This is a genomic window from Actinacidiphila glaucinigra (genome assembly GCF_035918135.1).
GTDB lineage: Bacteria > Actinomycetota > Actinomycetes > Streptomycetales > Streptomycetaceae > Actinacidiphila > Actinacidiphila glaucinigra.
On sequence record NZ_CP109144.1, the window covers coordinates 5,344,538 to 5,360,526 of the forward strand.

General features: G+C 72.1%; 15 protein-coding genes and 1 tRNA gene. 9 read left to right on the top strand and 7 right to left on the bottom strand.

Going from position 1 to position 15,989, the window contains the following annotated elements; genetic code table 11:
• Nucleotides 1-21: 21 nt before the first annotated feature.
• Nucleotides 22-2,523 (bottom strand): ABC transporter permease, encoded by a 2,502-nt coding sequence (locus OIE69_RS24060; RefSeq protein WP_326575501.1) that lies wholly within the window; start codon nucleotides 2,521-2,523, stop codon nucleotides 22-24.
• 45 nt (nucleotides 2,524-2,568) lie between these two features.
• The gene (locus tag OIE69_RS24065) at nucleotides 2,569-3,339 is read right to left on the bottom strand and encodes an ABC transporter ATP-binding protein (protein WP_326575503.1); all 771 of its coding nucleotides are present in this window, start codon (nucleotides 3,337-3,339) and stop codon (nucleotides 2,569-2,571) included.
• A gap of 363 nt (nucleotides 3,340-3,702) precedes the next feature.
• On the opposite strand from OIE69_RS24065, the gene OIE69_RS24070 reads away from it, so the two are divergent.
• The 6 genes from OIE69_RS24070 to OIE69_RS24095 all read left to right on the top strand — a co-directional run bounded on the left by OIE69_RS24070 (nucleotide 3,703) and on the right by OIE69_RS24095 (nucleotide 9,181).
• Nucleotides 3,703-3,788: transfer RNA gene (locus tag OIE69_RS24070), tRNA-Leu, on the top strand.
• Between the two features lie 122 nt (nucleotides 3,789-3,910).
• Nucleotides 3,911-4,489 carry a DUF6461 domain-containing protein gene (locus tag OIE69_RS24075; protein ID WP_326575505.1) on the top strand — a complete coding sequence of 193 codons (579 nt, stop codon included), beginning with the start codon at nucleotides 3,911-3,913 and terminating at the stop codon, nucleotides 4,487-4,489.
• Nucleotides 4,490-4,560: 71 nt separating this feature from the next.
• Nucleotides 4,561-4,956, top strand: coding sequence for a VOC family protein (locus OIE69_RS24080; RefSeq protein WP_089222266.1), 396 nt, complete (start codon nucleotides 4,561-4,563; stop codon nucleotides 4,954-4,956).
• A gap of 53 nt (nucleotides 4,957-5,009) precedes the next feature.
• Nucleotides 5,010-6,521 carry a metallophosphoesterase family protein gene (locus tag OIE69_RS24085; protein WP_326575508.1) on the top strand — a complete coding sequence of 504 codons (1,512 nt, stop codon included), beginning with the start codon at nucleotides 5,010-5,012 and terminating at the stop codon, nucleotides 6,519-6,521.
• Nucleotides 6,522-6,804: 283 nt separating this feature from the next.
• On the top strand, nucleotides 6,805-8,100 hold the full coding sequence (locus OIE69_RS24090; protein ID WP_326575510.1) for an alkaline phosphatase: 1,296 nt from the start codon (nucleotides 6,805-6,807) through the stop codon (nucleotides 8,098-8,100).
• A 217-nt stretch (nucleotides 8,101-8,317) separates the two neighbouring features.
• Nucleotides 8,318-9,181, top strand: coding sequence for a Bax inhibitor-1/YccA family protein (locus OIE69_RS24095; protein WP_326575512.1), 864 nt, complete (start codon nucleotides 8,318-8,320; stop codon nucleotides 9,179-9,181).
• Between the two features lie 96 nt (nucleotides 9,182-9,277).
• On the opposite strand, the gene OIE69_RS24100 is transcribed toward OIE69_RS24095, so the two are convergent.
• Nucleotides 9,278-9,508, bottom strand: coding sequence for a DUF4287 domain-containing protein (locus OIE69_RS24100; RefSeq protein ID WP_326575514.1), 231 nt, complete (start codon nucleotides 9,506-9,508; stop codon nucleotides 9,278-9,280).
• 106 nt (nucleotides 9,509-9,614) lie between these two features.
• On the opposite strand from OIE69_RS24100, the gene OIE69_RS24105 reads away from it, so the two are divergent.
• Nucleotides 9,615-9,938, top strand: a complete 324-nt coding sequence (locus OIE69_RS24105) for a hypothetical protein (RefSeq protein WP_326575516.1) — start codon at nucleotides 9,615-9,617, stop codon at nucleotides 9,936-9,938.
• A gap of 10 nt (nucleotides 9,939-9,948) precedes the next feature.
• Here the strand turns inward: OIE69_RS24105 and OIE69_RS24110 are convergent, their stop codons facing one another.
• Nucleotides 9,949-10,761 carry a hypothetical protein gene (locus OIE69_RS24110; RefSeq protein ID WP_326575518.1) on the bottom strand — a complete coding sequence of 271 codons (813 nt, stop codon included), beginning with the start codon at nucleotides 10,759-10,761 and terminating at the stop codon, nucleotides 9,949-9,951.
• 250 nt (nucleotides 10,762-11,011) lie between these two features.
• Nucleotides 11,012-12,232: an acetyl-CoA C-acetyltransferase gene (locus OIE69_RS24115; RefSeq protein ID WP_326575520.1), complete on the bottom strand. Its 1,221-nt coding sequence runs from the start codon at nucleotides 12,230-12,232 to the stop codon at nucleotides 11,012-11,014.
• A 174-nt stretch (nucleotides 12,233-12,406) separates the two neighbouring features.
• Between OIE69_RS24115 and OIE69_RS24120 the strand changes: the two genes are divergently transcribed.
• Both OIE69_RS24120 and OIE69_RS24125 read left to right on the top strand, forming a co-directional pair.
• Nucleotides 12,407-12,826, top strand: coding sequence for a helix-turn-helix transcriptional regulator (locus tag OIE69_RS24120; RefSeq protein WP_326575522.1), 420 nt, complete (start codon nucleotides 12,407-12,409; stop codon nucleotides 12,824-12,826).
• Nucleotides 12,827-12,995: 169 nt separating this feature from the next.
• Complete coding sequence (locus tag OIE69_RS24125; RefSeq protein WP_089222679.1) at nucleotides 12,996-13,412, top strand: VOC family protein; 417 nt, start codon at nucleotides 12,996-12,998, stop codon at nucleotides 13,410-13,412.
• A gap of 488 nt (nucleotides 13,413-13,900) precedes the next feature.
• On the opposite strand, the gene OIE69_RS24130 is transcribed toward OIE69_RS24125, so the two are convergent.
• Nucleotides 13,901-14,926, bottom strand: coding sequence for an SGNH/GDSL hydrolase family protein (locus OIE69_RS24130; protein WP_326581392.1), 1,026 nt, complete (start codon nucleotides 14,924-14,926; stop codon nucleotides 13,901-13,903).
• Between the two features lie 116 nt (nucleotides 14,927-15,042).
• Complete coding sequence (locus OIE69_RS24135) at nucleotides 15,043-15,882, bottom strand: helix-turn-helix transcriptional regulator (protein WP_326575525.1); 840 nt, start codon at nucleotides 15,880-15,882, stop codon at nucleotides 15,043-15,045.
• Nucleotides 15,883-15,989: the final 107 nt, after the last annotated feature.

A 15,989-nucleotide genomic window follows, 5' to 3' on the forward strand; every position in this document is an offset into this window, starting at 1 on the left:
AGGGCGCTTCCCGTCGCCCTGCTACTCGGCCTTGATGGCCTCCAGCACGTTCAGCCGGGCCGCCCGCCGGGCCGGCCACAGCGCGGCCAGGACGCCCACCAGGGCGGCGATCGCCAGGAACACCCCGATCCGGTCCCAGGGCAGCACCATCGCGTAGCTCGGCAGGTCGGGCCTGATCAGCCCGCCGACGGCCCAAGCGAGGAAGACCCCGAGGCCCAGGCCGAGCACCGCGCCGAAGAGCGAGATGACCAGGGACTCCAGCCGGATCATCCGCTTGACCGCTGCACGGTCCAGGCCGATCGCCCTCAGCATGCCGATCTCGTGCTTGCGCTCGAAGACCGACATCGCCAGCGTGTTGATCACGCCCAGCACCGCCACCAGCACGGCCATCGCGAGCAGCCCGTAGAGGATGTTCAGCATCAGGTCGATCGTGGAGCTGAGCTCGCGGGAGATGGCCGCCTTGTCCTGGATCTTGATCACCGGGTTCTCGCCGAGTGCCTTCACCAGCGCGTCCTGGCGGGCCTCGGAGGCGCCACCGGCCGTCCTCACCAGGATGCGCATGTCCCCGGCCTCGGGGGTGTGCGGGGTCACCGTGGCGTTGTCCATGATCACGCCGTTGATGAGGTCGCCGCCCTCGAAGACGCCGCCGATCGTCAACCGCCCCTTGGTGCCGTCGTCGTAGCGCACCGGCAGGCTCTGCCCGGCGTGCCAGCCGCGCCGCTTCGCGGTGTCGGAGTCCACGACCATGGAGTCGCCGTGCACCGCGGCCAGCGAGCCCTGGCCGAAGTCCAGGGCGAGCAACCGGCCGATCTGCGGCGCGTCCACGCCGGTGACCCACGCGTCCTCGCCGTCCAGCTCGGTGTGCGCGTCGCGCACCGCGCTGGAGTCGCTGACGCCGTCGGTGCCGGCGACCTTCTCGGCCACCTTGGGGGAGAGGTTCTGGCCGGTGGCCATGGTGATCTGGTAGTCGGCTTTCAGATGGGCGGCCGCCAGTTCGTCCACCGTCGTCTTCACCGAGATGGCCACGACCGTCAGGGCGGTGATCAGGGTGAGACCGATCATCAGCGCGGAGGCGGTGGCGGCGGTGCGCCGCGGGTTGCGCACCGAGTTCTGCCGGGCGAGCTTGCCCGTGACCCCGAAGGGCCGCAGCAGCGGCGCGGCCGCGGCGACCACCGGCCGGGACAGCAGCGGAGTGAGGACGAAGACGCCGATGAGCAGCAGCCCGGCGCCGCCGCCCAGGACCATGTTGCCGTTGTCCTTCATCCCCGAGCCGGCGACCACCAGGACGACACCGGCCGCCGACAGCAGCGCGCCGAGCGTGTTGCGCAGGAGCAGGCCCTTGACGGTGGACGGAGCGTGCACACTGCTCATCGCCGCGACCGGCGGGATCTTCGCGGCCCGGCGGGCCGGCAGCCAGGCGGCGAGCACGGTGACGCCCACACCGACCGCGAGCGCCGCCCCCGCCGTGCCGGGCTGCACGGCCAGGGCGCCGTCGGGCAGGAGCGCGCCGGCCGAGGCGAGCACCGCCCGCATCACGGCCGCGATGCCGATGCCCAGCAGGAACCCGGTGGCACCGGCCACCACCCCCACGACGAGGGCCTCCACCAGCACCGACCGGGTCACCTGCCGGCGGCTGGCGCCCACCGCCCGCAGCAGTGCGAGCTCCTTGGTGCGCTGTGCGACCAGCATCGTGAAGGTGTTGGCGATGATGAAGATGCCCACGAAGAGCGCGATGCCGGCGAAGCTGAGCAGGGCGGTGTTGAAGCTGCTGAGGTCCGAGGCGATCCGCCGCGCCTCCTCGTCCGCGAGGTTCTGGCCGGTGGTCGCGGAGGCGTCCTTGGCGTAGCGCGGCAGCAGCTTCTCGATCCCGGCCTTCAGCGTGGCCTGCGCGGTGCCGGGGGCCGCTTTGACGTCGATCTCCTCGTAGGTGCCGGGCTTGCCGAAGAGCTTCTGGGCCGTGGCGGTCTCGAAGAGCACCAGGCTGCCGCCCGCCGCGACGTTGCCGTCGTCCGTGCGGAAGACGCCGGTCACCTTCTGCCGCATCACCGGGCCGTCGATGGACATCCGCAGGGTGTCGCCGACGGTGTAGCCCGTCCGCTCGGAGGTCCTGGAGTCCAGCGCGACCTCGGAGGAGCCGTGCGGGGCGCGGCCCTCCAGCATCGGATAGCGGGACGCTCCCGTGTAGTTGCCGCCGCGGGTGGACCAGCCGTCGCCGACCAGCCGGCCCTCCTTGTCGGCGATCGCGGTGAAGCCGGTCACCGTCGCGGTGGTGGACTCGGCGCCGGGCAGGCGGCCGATCTCGTCCACCAGCCGCTGCGGGAGCGGATGGTCGACGTCCCCGTAGGTGACGGCGACCGAGACGTCGGAGTAGCTCCTGGCGGAAGCCTTGCGGAGGGCACTGCCGATGGTGTCGGTGAACACCAGGGTGCCGGAGACGAAGGAGACGCCGAGCATCACGGCGAGCACGGTCATCATCAGCCGGGCCTTGTGCGCGAGCACGTTGCGCAGGGCGGTACGGAACATGTCAGGGGTTGTCTCTCGGTCGTGGCTCGTGGTCGGCGGCGGGGATCAGCTGGTGCGGCCCTTGGCGTCGAAGCGCTTCATGCGCTCCAGCACCGTGTCCGCGGTCGGGCCGTGCAGTTCGTCGACGATCCGGCCGTCGGCGAGGAAGACCACGCGGTCCGCGTAGGAGGCGGCGACCGGGTCGTGGGTGACCATGACGACGGTCTGGCCGAGCTCCTTGACGGAGTTGCGGAGGAAGCCGAGGATCTCCGCGCCGGAACGGGAGTCGAGGTTGCCGGTCGGCTCGTCGGCGAAGATGATCTCGGGCCTGCTCGCCAGCGCACGGGCGACGGCGACACGCTGCTGCTGGCCGCCGGACAGCTGGGACGGCCGGTGCGACAGCCGATCGGACAGCCCGACGGTCTCGACGACCCGGTCCAGCCACTGCTTGTCGGCCTTGCGGCCGGCGATGTCCATCGGGAGGGTGATGTTCTCCGCGGCGGTGAGCGTGGGCAGCAGGTTGAACGCCTGGAAGACGAAGCCGATCTTGTCCCGGCGGAGCTTGGTGAGCTGCTTGTCCTTCAGCGCGGACAGCTCGGTGTCCCCGATCCGCGCGGAGCCGGACGAGACCGTGTCCAGACCCGCCATGCAGTGCATCAGCGTGGACTTGCCCGAGCCCGAGGGCCCCATGATCGCGGTGAACTCGCCGGCGCGGAACTCGACCGACACCGCGTCGAGCGCGACGACCCGGGTCTCGCCGTCTCCGTAGACCTTGCTCAGATCGACGGCACGGGCGGCCGTGGCCGTGGCGGTGGGGTGTGCGGTGGTGGTGGTCACGGCACGCTGCTCCTGTCGGGACGGGGGAGTCGATCGGACCCCTCCATCGTCCCTACGGGAGACGTCGCCGGGATCCGTCCACATCGTGGTTCTGCAGGCAGTCCCGAGAGGTACGCGCGGACCCCGGCGTACTACTTGGGTATGACGGGCACCCCGAGATCCCGCCCGCGGATGGAAGCGATTTCGCGTCATATGCAGCCGGCCCGGTCCGCCGCCCGTACCGCCCCGGGCCTGTGCTTTCCTCTGAGCGGACAATGTCTGACGGTGCGTCAGTCACCCTTAAAATCAGACAACATGACAAATCCTGGGCCCTGTTCCACCCGCCCCGCCGGATAGGCTCGTACTGCGCTCTCGCGCCGCCATGCCCGGATGGTGGAATGCAGACACGGCGAGCTTAAACCTCGCTGCCCCTTGCGGGCGTACCGGTTCAAATCCGGTTCCGGGCACCACCTCTCCCACCGGCGCCCGCCAGGGCGCCCCGGTGCGTAGTGTGTCGGCTGACCGTTCGCGGGCGTGGAGCGCGTCCTGCGCCCGGTGCACCGCGAAGCCACTCATCGCGCGGGGGGTACTCGTGACGGACGACGGGATCCGGTGGATCGCCGGGGCCTTCGACACCTACTGCCTGACCTTCGCCCGCGGGCTGGAGGTCGGCGAACTGGTCCGCCGGATGGGCGGCGACGCCGGAGCGATCCGCGAAGGACTCTCCGCCGACGAGGCCATGGACTGGTCGGACCGCAAGGGACTGGTGGCCCGGCTCGGCACCTGCGGCGGATGGGCCTTCGCCCTGGAGCACCGGAGTGACGAGGGCATGGACCGCAGGACCCTCCGCGCGGTCTCCCGGGGGACCGAGGCGGTCGTGTACCTCAACGCCGGTGCCCCGCCGAGCTGGTTCCTGTACGCCGAGGACGGCCGGGTCGTGGGCGACTTCGAGCCCGGTGTCGAGGCCGCCCAGCTCGGCGGCGAGGACCCGGGCCGGCTGGTGCCGGCCCTGCAGGAGGTGGGCCTGCTGCTCCCCGACGGGACCTCCGCACCCGGCGCCGACGGGGAGGACGAGATCCTCGCGATGGGCGAACGCCGCTTCGGCCTCGCCCTGCCGCGCGACGCCGTGGAACACGGCACCCTCGCCGCGGTCAGCTTCGCCCCGTTCTAGCCCGCCCGGCCCGCGAACGGGCCCCCGGGCGGCTCGCGGAGGGCGTCCGGTACACCACCTCTGGAGGAAACATGACCGTGCTGCGTGTGAAGGCCTTCGACCACCTGGTCCTCAACGTCGCCGATGTCGAGCGGTCCCTGGCCTTCTACACCGGGCCGCTCGGCCTGGAACCGGTGCGCGTCGACGAATGGCGGGCGGGGAAGGCCCCGTTCCCGTCGGTGCGGGTCACCCCGGAGACCATCATCGACCTGGTCGCCGGGCCCCGCGGGGAGTCCAACGTCGACCACATCTGCCTCACCGTGGAACCGCTGGACTGGGAAGAGGTCGTCGCCTCCGGGGTGTTCACGGTCCTGGAGGCCGATGTGCGGCGCTTCGGCGCGCGCGGCGCCGCGCAGTCGACCTATGTCGCGGACCCGGACGGCAACACGGTGGAACTGCGCTGGTATCCGCAGGACGCCGAGGGCTGAGGGGAGTTCCGGGCGCCGCCGGTGGCGCCGGGGCCGGTTGCTACAGTGCGCCCGTGTCCGACTCCTCGCGTGAATCCCTGGCCGGCGCCGGCTGGGAGAGTCAGCAGCACGGCGCCTACAGGGAGTTGATGCCGGCCCGGGTGGTCAACCTCTCGTGGCTGGACCCGGTGACCCTGTGGAAGGCCCGCAACGGCCCGCTCGCCTCGCTGTTCGGCGACCCGACCGGCCGGGACCGGCAGCACTGGGTGAACGGCCAGCGCGAGCGGGGAGCGGCCGGCGCGGACCTGGTGATCGAGCGGGACGACCCCGAGACGTTCTCCGTCCTCCTCCTCGGCGACACCGGCGAGGGCGACGATCCGCAGTACGCCGTCGTGCCCGGGATGCTCACGGCGGGCGCCGGCACCCGCTACGCCGTCATCTGCAGCGACGTCCTCTACCCGGTCGGCAGCGCCAACGAGTACGACACCAAGTTCTTCCGGCCCTACCGGGACTACGACGCCCCCGTCTACGCCATCCCCGGGAACCACGACTGGTACGACGGACTCACCGGCTTCATGCGGGTCTTCTGCCGCGCCCCCGCCCTGCCGCCCGCGCCGCGCCCCCGTCCGCTGTCCCGGGCCTGGTGGCGCACGCTGCTGTGGGCGAAGCCCGACGTGCCGGACGACGCCCGGCTCGACGAGGCCCGCCTGATGCGTTCCGCGCCCGCACAGGCGGCGTCCCAGCCCGGCCCGTACTGGGCGATCGACTCGGGGCCGATACGGATCATAGGCATCGACACCGGGCTGCTCGGCGGCATCGACAGGGAGCAGGGCGAGTGGCTGCGCCGGGTCTCCCGCGGACCCCGCCCCAAGATCCTCGTCACCGGTTCGCCGATCTACGTGGACGGCGAGCACCACCCCTGCGCCATCGAGGGCGGCGGCACGGTCGACGAGGTCGTCCGCGACCCGGAGTGCACCTTCGTCGCCGTCGTCGGCGGCGACATCCACAACTACCAGCGCTACCCGGTCGACGTGGACGGCCGCAGGATCGAGTACGTCGTCTCCGGCGGCGGGGGCGCCTTCATGCACGCCACCCACACGATCCCCCGTGTGGAGGTCGGCGGCGTCACCGAGGACCGGTTCCGCTGCTACCCGATGCGCGGCGACTCCCTCGCCTTCTACAGCCGGCTCTACGGCCGCCGCCTCCGCCTGCGCCGCCTGTTCGACCTGACCCCCGACGAGGCGTCCGCGGTCCTCGCCCGGCGCCTCGGCGTCCCGGCCACCCGGGCCACCGGCGCGCGGGTGACCCTGCGGACCCGCTTCGTGGCGAGCGTCCTGGGCGCCCCGCCCCGCCCGGACCGCAGGCGCCGGCTGCGCCTGCCCGTCCGCCGGATGCTCACCCGTCTGCTGTCGCCGGGCTCGGCGACGTACAGCCCGCCGTTCTTCAAGAGCTTCCTGCGGCTGGACGTCAGCCCGGCCGCCGTGCGCGTGCGGTGCTTCGCCGCCACGGGCCTGCTCGCGCACGAACTGGACCCGCCCGTCGAGGACGACTTCACCGTCCCGTTGCCGGGCGTGAACCGGGCGTGAACCGGACGTGAGGCGCGGGAGCCCCTCCCCGGGCCCCCTCCGCTGCGCGCATCGTGGGGCCCCGCCGCGGCGGTGATCTGCGCGAACGAGCCGGATGCGGCCGTGTGAGGCCGTCCGTGGGCGCGGGCGCCACGGCCACCTGTACGGACAAGTACGGGCTTAGTCTTTTACCGACACCTGAAGGTTTCGATGCGTTCTGGACATCTGCGCTTAGTCAACCTTCCCCCTAAGGCTCCTAAGTTCACGCCCAAGCATTGGCAAGCAGTGAGCAACGGAGGTCGTTGTGTCCGAGGGTGTTCGCAGGGCCCGACGGTTCGCCGCGCCCGTGGCGGCCGCCGCCGCTGCGGCGGTGGTGACCATGGTGATCAACCCGACGCTGGGTGCGTCGGCCACGGCCCCGCAGGCCGCAAGCAAGGGCAAGGCCCCGGCTGCGAAGAACGTCATCTTCATCAACGGCGACGGCATGGGTGCCGCCGCCCGGCAGGCCGCGCGCCTGCACCTGGCCGGCATGAACGGTCAGCTCGCGATGGACAAGCTCCCCTACTCGGGTCAGCTGACCACCGAGCCGGACGACCCGAAGGCCGTCGTCACCGACTCCGCCGCGGCCGCGACCGCGTGGGCGACCGGTGAGAAGACCTACAACGGCGCGATCAGCGTCGACGTGGACGGCAACCCGCTGGCGACCCTGGGCCAGCAGGCCAAGGCCGCGGGCAAGGCCACCGGCCTGGTCACGACCGCGCAGGTCACCGACGCGTCCCCGGCCGCCTTCTTCTCCAGCACCGCCAACCGGTCGGCGCAGGACGAGATCGCGCGTCAGTACATCGAGGTCAGCAAGCCCGACGTCATCCTGGGCGGTGGCGAGGACTGGTGGCTGCCCGCGGGCAGCCCCGGCGCCTTCCAGGACAAGCCCGCCGAGGACACCTCCGAGGCGAGCAAGGGCACCAAGGGCGACCTGATCAAGAAGGCCAAGAAGGCCGGCTACACCTACGTCTCCAGCGCGGACGAGCTGAACCGCGCCAAGAGCGGCAAGCTCCTCGGCCTCTTCGCCAACGAGGAGATGTTCCAGCAGCACCCCGAGGGCCAGGGTGACGTGTACAAGCCGGTGGTCGGCCTGTCCACCATGACCAGCAAGGCCCTGAGCACGCTGGACAAGAGCAAGAAGGGCTTCTTCCTCATGGTCGAGGAGGAGGGCGTCGACGAGTTCGCGCACTCCAACAACGGCGCCCGTGTCCTGCAGTCCATGCAGGAGCTGGAGAAGTCCGTCGCGGTGGCGCGCGCCTACGTGGCCACCCACCCCGACACCCTGCTGGTCGTCACCGGTGACCACGAGACCGGCGGCCTGGCCGTCGAGGAGGCCGACACCGCGGACGAGTCCGGCGACGGCATCTCCGCCGAGGACGGCCCGTTCGCCATCCGCGGCAGCGACAAGTCGTTCTACATCGACTGGACCACCTCCGGTCACACCGCTGTGGACGTCCCCGTCACCGCGGCCGGCCCGCTCGCGGACCGCTTCACCGGCAAGCACGCCAACACCTACGTGCACGACGTGCTGAGCGAGATCCTGGCGACGCGTCGCTGACCGAGGATCCACTCCCGGCGGGTGCCGGGGAGGGCCCGCCCCTCCCCGGCACCCGCCGTTCGTCGCCGGGCGGTGTGGCGCCGCGGGGACGGGGAAAGGCGTGGTGACAGGCATGGTGGGCGCTGCAAAAGATCCTCCTTGAGGCGTAGGCGACCCGCTTTGCCATACCATTACTCTTGGTGCGAAGCCGTATCGCGCGGCCATGGAGGAGTGACAGATGAGGAGCAGCAACCCGGTCTTCTCGCGGCGTGGGTTCTCCCGCGGGGAGGGCTACGCGGGCTTCGGCGGTCAGCCGCAGACGCAGGGCAGCCCCGGCACGGGCGGAAACCCCTACGCGGGCACGAACCCGTACGCGGGCGGAGACGCCTACGACACCACGTACCAGGCCCCGCCGTCCGCCCCCGCGCAGACCGGCCGGATGACGATGGACGACGTCGTCATGCGCACCGCCATGACCCTGGGCACCGTGGTGCTCGGCGCGCTCGTGGCGTGGTTCGCGCTGCCGGTGTCGGAGAAGAGCTACGGGCTCGGCATCGGCGCCATGCTCGTCGCGCTCGTCCTCGGCCTGATCCAGTCGTTCAAGCGCGAGGCCTCGCCCGCGCTGATCCTCGGCTACGCGGTCTTCGAGGGCGTCTTCCTCGGCGTCTGGAGCAAGATCTTCAACTTCATGTGGCCGGGCATCCCGCTGCAGGCCGTGCTGGGGACGATGGCGGTCTTCGTCGGCATGCTGGTGGCGTACCGCACGCGCCTCATCCGGGTCACCGCCCGCTACACGCGCATCGGCATGGCGATCGCCATCGGCTTCGTCATCCTGACGTTCGTCAACGTGATCGCCGCGATGATCGGCGGGGGTGACGGCCTCGGCCTGCGCAGCGGCGCCCTGGGCGTCGTGGTCGGCATCATCGGGGTCGCGCTGGGCGCGTTCTTCCTGTCGCTGGACTTCAAGCAGATCGAGGACGGCATCCAGTACGGCGCTCCGCGCAAGGAGTCCTGGCTGGCGGCCTTCGGCCTCACGCTCTCCCTGGTCTGGATCTACCTGGAGATGCTGCGGCTGATCTCGATCCTGCGCGGCGACGACTAGCCGTACCGTCCGGTGCGCCGACGCGCCGCGGACATTCAACGGGCCCCGGAGGCAGTGCCTTTCGGGGCCCGTTCGCATGCGCGGATGGGGGGCGCGTCAGCCGAACCTCCGCGCGGCCCGCCTCAGGTCGTGTTCGTGGACGATGGCCTTGGCGTGTCCGTAGGACAGGTCGTGCTCGCTGCGGAGCCAGCTGACTTTCTCTTCGAAGCGGAGGAATGCGGGCCCGTCGTCGACCGCGCGAAGCCATTCGCCGATCTCGCGGCCGGTGCAGTTTGGGATGTGGGAGAGCAGGTTCCGGTGGGTCTCTTCCGAGAAGGTCTGTGACATCGGCGCCTCCGGTATGCGTTCCGGTCACCCCACCGTGCCTGAGCCGTCGACCGTTGGCAACAGTGCAGGGGGGTCGGTTGTGTGTACGCACCGGTAGGCTCGCGGCGTGCTGGACTGTACGACGCTCCGTGACGCCGCAGGACTCCTGGCGGCGCGCTACCGCTCCCTGCCGCAGAGCCGGCTCCGCGGCGAGGTGGCCCGGGCCGGCCTGGAACTCGCCCGTGAACTGGCCGCCCGCGCACAGCGGATCGAGTTCCCCGGACGGGAACCCCTGACGATGCCGGACGAGGGGGTCTTCGCGATCGGCGACCAGATCTCGGTGGCCGCCCACGACCTGGCCGCCGCCCTGGAACCGCATCCGGAACTGGTGCACGAACGCGACGCGGCCGTGTCCCGGATCGGGGACACGGCCGCGCGCTGCGGTCTGTAGGACGGGCCGACTACAGCGAGGCGACCACCCGGTCGGCGAGCACGTAGACGGACTCCTCGCCGTAGGTGAAGGTCAGCGCGTAGCCGCCGGCGACGGCGGAGCCGCCCAGCAGGACCGGGGACTCGCCGCGGTCCAGGGCCTCGCACAGGCGGTCGGCGGTGTCCCGGTCGCCCGGGGTCATGCAGAGCGTGGTGCCGTCGGCGAAGACGTACACGTCGAGCGTGCCGAGCGGGCCGGGACGCACGTCGGCGAGCGGCATCCGCAGGTCCGCGAGTTCGGAGAGGCGCTCGGCGGTCTGCTCCTGGCTGGCCACGACCGGCGCGGGGACGCCGAAGTCGGGGTCGGAGGGGTGCCGGAAGGGCGCCGCGCCGCCGGGTTCCAGACCCGCGAGGTCCGCCTGGCGGGGGAGGAACGGGCCGTACGGCAGTACCTCGTAGTCGGTGCCGGCGGCGCCGGGAACGGGGCCGGTGCCCTGGCCGCCGAAGAGCTGGGCGTCGAGCTGCGGGTCGACGAGGGCCTCGCCGGCCTCACCCGTCCCGTAGCCGAGGGGGGCTTCCTGTGCGGCCCAGAAGGCGCGCGCCTCGGCCAGTTCGCGTTCCCGCTCGTCTGCGAGCGCGTCGGCGACGGCCGTGCGGATGGCTTCGGCGTCCGGAGTGGTGCGTGCGGCGGGCACGGAGGCACCTCGCTGGGCACGGGCCTCGGCCAGGTCCGCGCGCAGGGCCGCGACGTCACGACGTACGCCGCGTGTGGCGAACAGCGCGGCGGAGCCGGCGGCCACGGCGGTTGCCGCGCCCGTCAGCAGGACGAGGAACATGGCGCTCACTGGCGTACTCCCGACTGTGCTTTCCCGAGCCTGGCCCCCTGTACACCACCACTCTGCACCGGAATCCATGGCCTCTGCAGTGCGGAACGTCACGAAATGGGAGGGTCCAAAGTCTTGGCCGGTATGGGTGACACACCCCTGACCTGCATAAACGACCGCCCCCGGGATTAGGTCACATCCCGGGGGCGGTTCGATTGCGACTTGTGCCTCGAACGGACGTCCGAGTGGCGGTGGGGGCTGGTGGGACCCGTTACGACAGGCGCTCGATGACCATCGCCATGCCCTGGCCGCCGCCGACGCACATGGTCTCCAGGCCGAACTGCTTGTCGTGCCACTGGAGCGAGTTGATGAGCGTGGTGGTGATGCGGGCGCCCGTCATGCCGAAGGGGTGGCCGACCGCGATCGCGCCGCCGTTGACGTTGAGCTTGTCGATGTCGACGCCCAGGTCCCGGTAGGAGGGGATGACCTGCGCCGCGAAGGCCTCGTTGATCTCGACCAGGTCGATGTCGTCGATGGTCAGCCCGGCCCGCCTCAGGGCCTGGCGGGACGCCTCGACCGGGCCGTGGCCCATGATCTCGGGGGAGAGGCCGGAGACGCCGGTGGAGACCACCCGGGCGAGCGGGGTGATGCCGAGCTCGCGTGCCTTGGTGTCGCTCATGATCACCAGCGCCGCGGCGCCGTCGTTCAGCGGGCAGCAGTTGCCGGCGGTCACGGTGCCGTCGGGGCGGAAGACCGGCTTCAGGCCCTGCACGGCCTCCAGGGTGACCCCGGCGCGCGGGCCGTCGTCCTTGGCGACGACCGAGCCGTCGGGCAGCGTCACCGGGGTGATCTCGCGCTCCCAGAAGCCCTTCTTGACGGCCTCCTCGGCCAGGTTCTGCGAGCGGACGCCGAACTCGTCCTGGTCGGCGCGGGTGACGCCCTTGAGGGCCGCCAGGTTCTCGGCGGTCTGGCCCATCGCGATGTACGCGTCCGGGACCAGCCCGTCCTCGCGCGGGTCGTGCCACTGGCCGCCGCCCTGCGCGGCGCGCGCGGCGGTGCGGGCCTCGGCCTCGGCGAAGAGCGGGTTGTGGGTGCCGGGCATGCCGTCGGAGCTGCCGTTGACGAAGCGGGAGACGGTCTCGACGCCCGCCGAGATGAAGACGTCGCCCTCGCCCGCCTTGATGGCGTGCAGCGCCATCCGGGTCGTCTGCAGCGAGGAGGAGCAGTAGCGCGTGACCGTGCAGCCCGGGAGGTGGTCCATGCCCATCTGCACGGCCACGATCCGGCCCAGGTTGTGGCCCTGCTCGCCGCCGGGCAGACCGCAGCCCAGCATCAGGTCGTCGATCTCGCGCGGGTCCAGCTGCGGCACCTTCGCGAGGGCCGTCTGGATGATCGTGGCGGTCAGGTCGTCGGGACGCAGGTCCTTCAGGGATCCCTTGACGGCCCGGCCGATGGGGGAACGGGCGGCAGAGACGATCACGGCTTCGGGCATCGCGACTCCTCGACGAGGCGGCGGGTACGGCTGGGACTCTCTGGGAAGTTACCTGTACGTAGCGGAAGGCGTCACGGCCTGGGGGCTGTGACGCGGACCTCTTTCTGAGCGCTTGCTTAGCCCCATGATGGCGCATCCTCATGGCGAACGCGCCCCTCGTGCGATGCTGGGCCCGTGAATCCGGACGACCTGGTGCGGCTGCGGCGCGCCCGCGACGCGATGGACCGCGACTACGCGGACCCCCTCGACGTCACCGTGCTGGCCCGCGCGGCGCTGATGTCTCCCGGCCACTTCTCGCGCAGCTTCCGGGCCGCGTACGGCGAGTCCCCGTACAGCTACCTCATGACGCGCCGGATCGAACGCGCCAAGGCCCTGCTCCGGCGCGGCGACCTCACGGTCACGGAGGTCTGCTTCGCGGTGGGCTGCACCTCGCTCGGCTCCTTCAGCTCACGCTTCACCGAACTCGTCGGGGAGACCCCGAGCGCCTACCGCGCCCGCGACCACGAGCCGGGGGCGCCGATCCCCGCGTGCATCGCGAAGCGGTACACCAGGCCGGTCAGGAACAAGGAAGCGAAGCCCGCGGCGCGGGCCTAGGCCGTGTCGTCACATGAGCTCTCCCGGCTACCGCTGGGAGGTGCCCCCTGGTGCGGTGCATCGCAAGGCGGAGAGTCGTTCTCGTAGTGGGCTACTCGGACGATTCGACAACTCCCCCCGGCCGAAGGCCGGGGGACGGCATGCGACGACACGGCCTAGCGTGGTCCGCATGGACATCACGCTGTCACAGTGCTTCATCGCCGTCGACGACCACGACAAGGCGCTGCCCTTCTACCGCGACGTCCTCGGCCTGGAGGTCCGCAACGACGTGGGGTTCGAGGGCATGCGCTGGGTGACGGTCGGCTCGCCCGACCAGCCCGGTGTGGAGATCGTCCTCGAACCGCCCCTGGCGGACCCCAACGCCTCCGACGCGGACAAGCGGGCCATGAGCGAGCTGCTGGCCAAGGGCATGCTGCGCGGGGTCATCTTCGCCACCGGTGACGTGGACGCCACCTTCGAGCGCATCCGCGACGCGGGCGGCGAGGTGCTGCAGGAGCCCATGGACCAGCCCTACGGCGTCCGGGACTGCGCCTTCCGCGACCCCTCCGGCAACCTGCTCCGCTTCAACCAGCGCAAGGCCGGCTGACGCCGGCGGCCCGCGGGTTCCCGGGCGCCCGGGGCCGGTTTCCGGCGGCCGTCCTGTGGCGGTCGCGGGGTGGCGGGCGGGCCTGGGTTGTCGCGCCGGTGGCCGCGTTCCGGGCTGGTTCGGGCCCCGCGCCCGCCACCGCGCTCGGGCCCGGGGTCGCGGCCGCGGTGCGGCGGGCGCCGACAGGGCGCCTTGTGCGTCCGTGACCGCGACTCCGCCGCGGGCGCAGCGGAGCAGTGCACGGCGGCAGGCTGCCGCTCCGGCGCCGCCCCGGTGCTGCAGGGCGCCCGTGCGCTGACCCTGCAGCGTCCGTGACCGCGCGCCTTCTGCGGAGGGCGGCGGTGCGGGATGGGTGCCTCTGCCGGTGGCTGGTGGTCCGGGGTTCGGGTGGGTGGGTGGGTGGGAGACTGCCCGCCGCAGGCGCAGCGGACCCGCGGACGGCCGCGGCGCGTACCGCCGTCCGAAGGGCCCGCACACCGCCGGAGGCGCTAGTTCTGGGCGGCCTCGGCCGCCGCCGTGGCGGCCGGCTCGGTCGCGTCGGGGAGGCGGCGACGGCGGCGCCGCTTGAGCAGGGCCCAGCGGCCGCGGGGACCCGAGACCGTGCCGACGGCCGGGGTGACCTCGGTGCCCGCCTCGCCCGCGGCTTCCGCGGCGGCCTGGGCCACCGGGAGGAAGCCCTCGCCGCGCCGGGCGTCGGGGCGCTCGTCCTCCTCGGGCCACAGCCCGACGGCGGAGCAGAGGGTCGGCAGCATCGCCATGGCCGCGGTCGCGTACCCCTCGGCCGACGGGTGGTAGTTGTCCGGGCCGAACATCTCGCGGGGGCGTGACTCGAACTCGGGTCCGAGCATGTCGCCCAGGGACACGGTACGGCCGCCGATGCCGACCACCGCGATCGTCTGCGCGGCCGCGAGCTGGCGGCTCAGCCGGCGCGCGATCCAGCGCAGCGGCTGGTAGACCGGCTCGATGGTGCCCAGGTCGGGGCAGGTCCCGACGATCACCTCGCAGCCTGCCTCGCGCAGCCGCCGCACCGCGTCGGACAGCAGCCGCACCGAGACGGCCAGCGGCATCCGCCGGGTCACGTCGTTCGCCCCGATCATGATCACGCACAGACCGGGGGCGGTGCCGGGGCCGGACCCCAGCAGAAGATCGACCTGGCGGGCCAGGTCGTCGGACTGTGCGCCGGGGTTGGCCACGTTGACCAGCCGTACCGGCCGTTCCGCCACCGCCGCCACCCCTGACGCCAGCAGCGCCCCGGGGGTCTGGCTCGCCCGGTGCACACCCTGGCCCGCCGCCGTGGAGTCGCCCACGAGGGCCAGCACGATCGGCCGCTCGTCGGTGCTCAGCGCGAAGGCGGCGCCGTAGACGCCGTCCGCGCGGGGCGGGACCGCGTCGGAACCGCCCACGGCCCTGCGGGCGAGCGCGCCCTCGGTCAGCAGCAGGCCGACCGCGGCGCCGCCCAGCAGCCCGATGCCGCCTCCTCCGTACGCGGCGGCCGTCGCGATCCGCCGCGCCACCCTTGCCCTGGACAACGTCCACCTCCCGCGCCGGGTGTGCGGGCCCCCGTGGCCCGACCCGTACAACGATTTGTTGCCCCGTCCGACGCCCGCCGCAACCGCTGCACGGCCCGGACTCAGGTCAGCCGCTGCTGAGCGACGAACCAGGCGAGCTGGGTGCGGTTGGCGGTTCCGGTGGACTCCATCAGGGACCGGATCCTGCGCTGCAGCGTGCGCAGGGATATCCCGAGCTGGGAGGCGATGGCCTTGTCGGGCAGCCCGGACATCAGCAGCGAGAGCAACTGCTCGTCCAGTTCGGGGGAGCCGGGGAACTCCGGGTCCTCCTCGGGCTCGCCGCCGAGCGGGGGCATGCGCAGCGGCGTGCCGCGCAGCCAGCGGTCCTCGAAGAGCTCCAGCAGCGCGTCCACCAGCACCGAGGGGTGCAGCAGCAGGAGGCCGGCGGAGGAGACCACGGAGCGGTCGCGGCCGCCGGACAGCGGCAGCAGCGCCCGCTCGGCGTCGACGATCATCAGCTTCATCGGCACGCTCGGCGCCGCCCGGGCCAGCTCGCCCGGCTCGACGAAGCCCGGCATGTCCGCCGCACCGGGGTACACCAGGGCCGTCGTCTCGTACAGCGAGCGATACTCCACCCCGGCGGTCAGCCGCTCCTTCTGCACCATGTTGCCCGCCGCGGCGACGTACGGCGGCCGCACGAAGGTCAGCACCTCCTTGCGGGCCTCGCGCTGCAGCTGTTCGACCATGTGCTGCTGCTCCGCCTCGCCGTGGATCACCTCGGCGATCCCGCCCGGCATCACCGGCTCGGCCGGCCGTGACGGGCGTACGGCGGCGAGCGCCGTGAGCCGTTCCCGCACGGAGGCGAGACCGGACTCCACGACGGCCAGACCGCTGAGGGCGGCGGCGTAGTCGGCGTTGCCCGTGCCCGCGCCTGCGGTGTCCGGGTGCTTCTCGTCAGGCATTGCTCACCCCCCGGTTGTACAAGACCGGTGTCGTAACTGCGACGTGTCGTGATCGCGCCACGGTGTGACTCTACAACCGGACCTTCCGGGGCGTAGGTAACACCAAT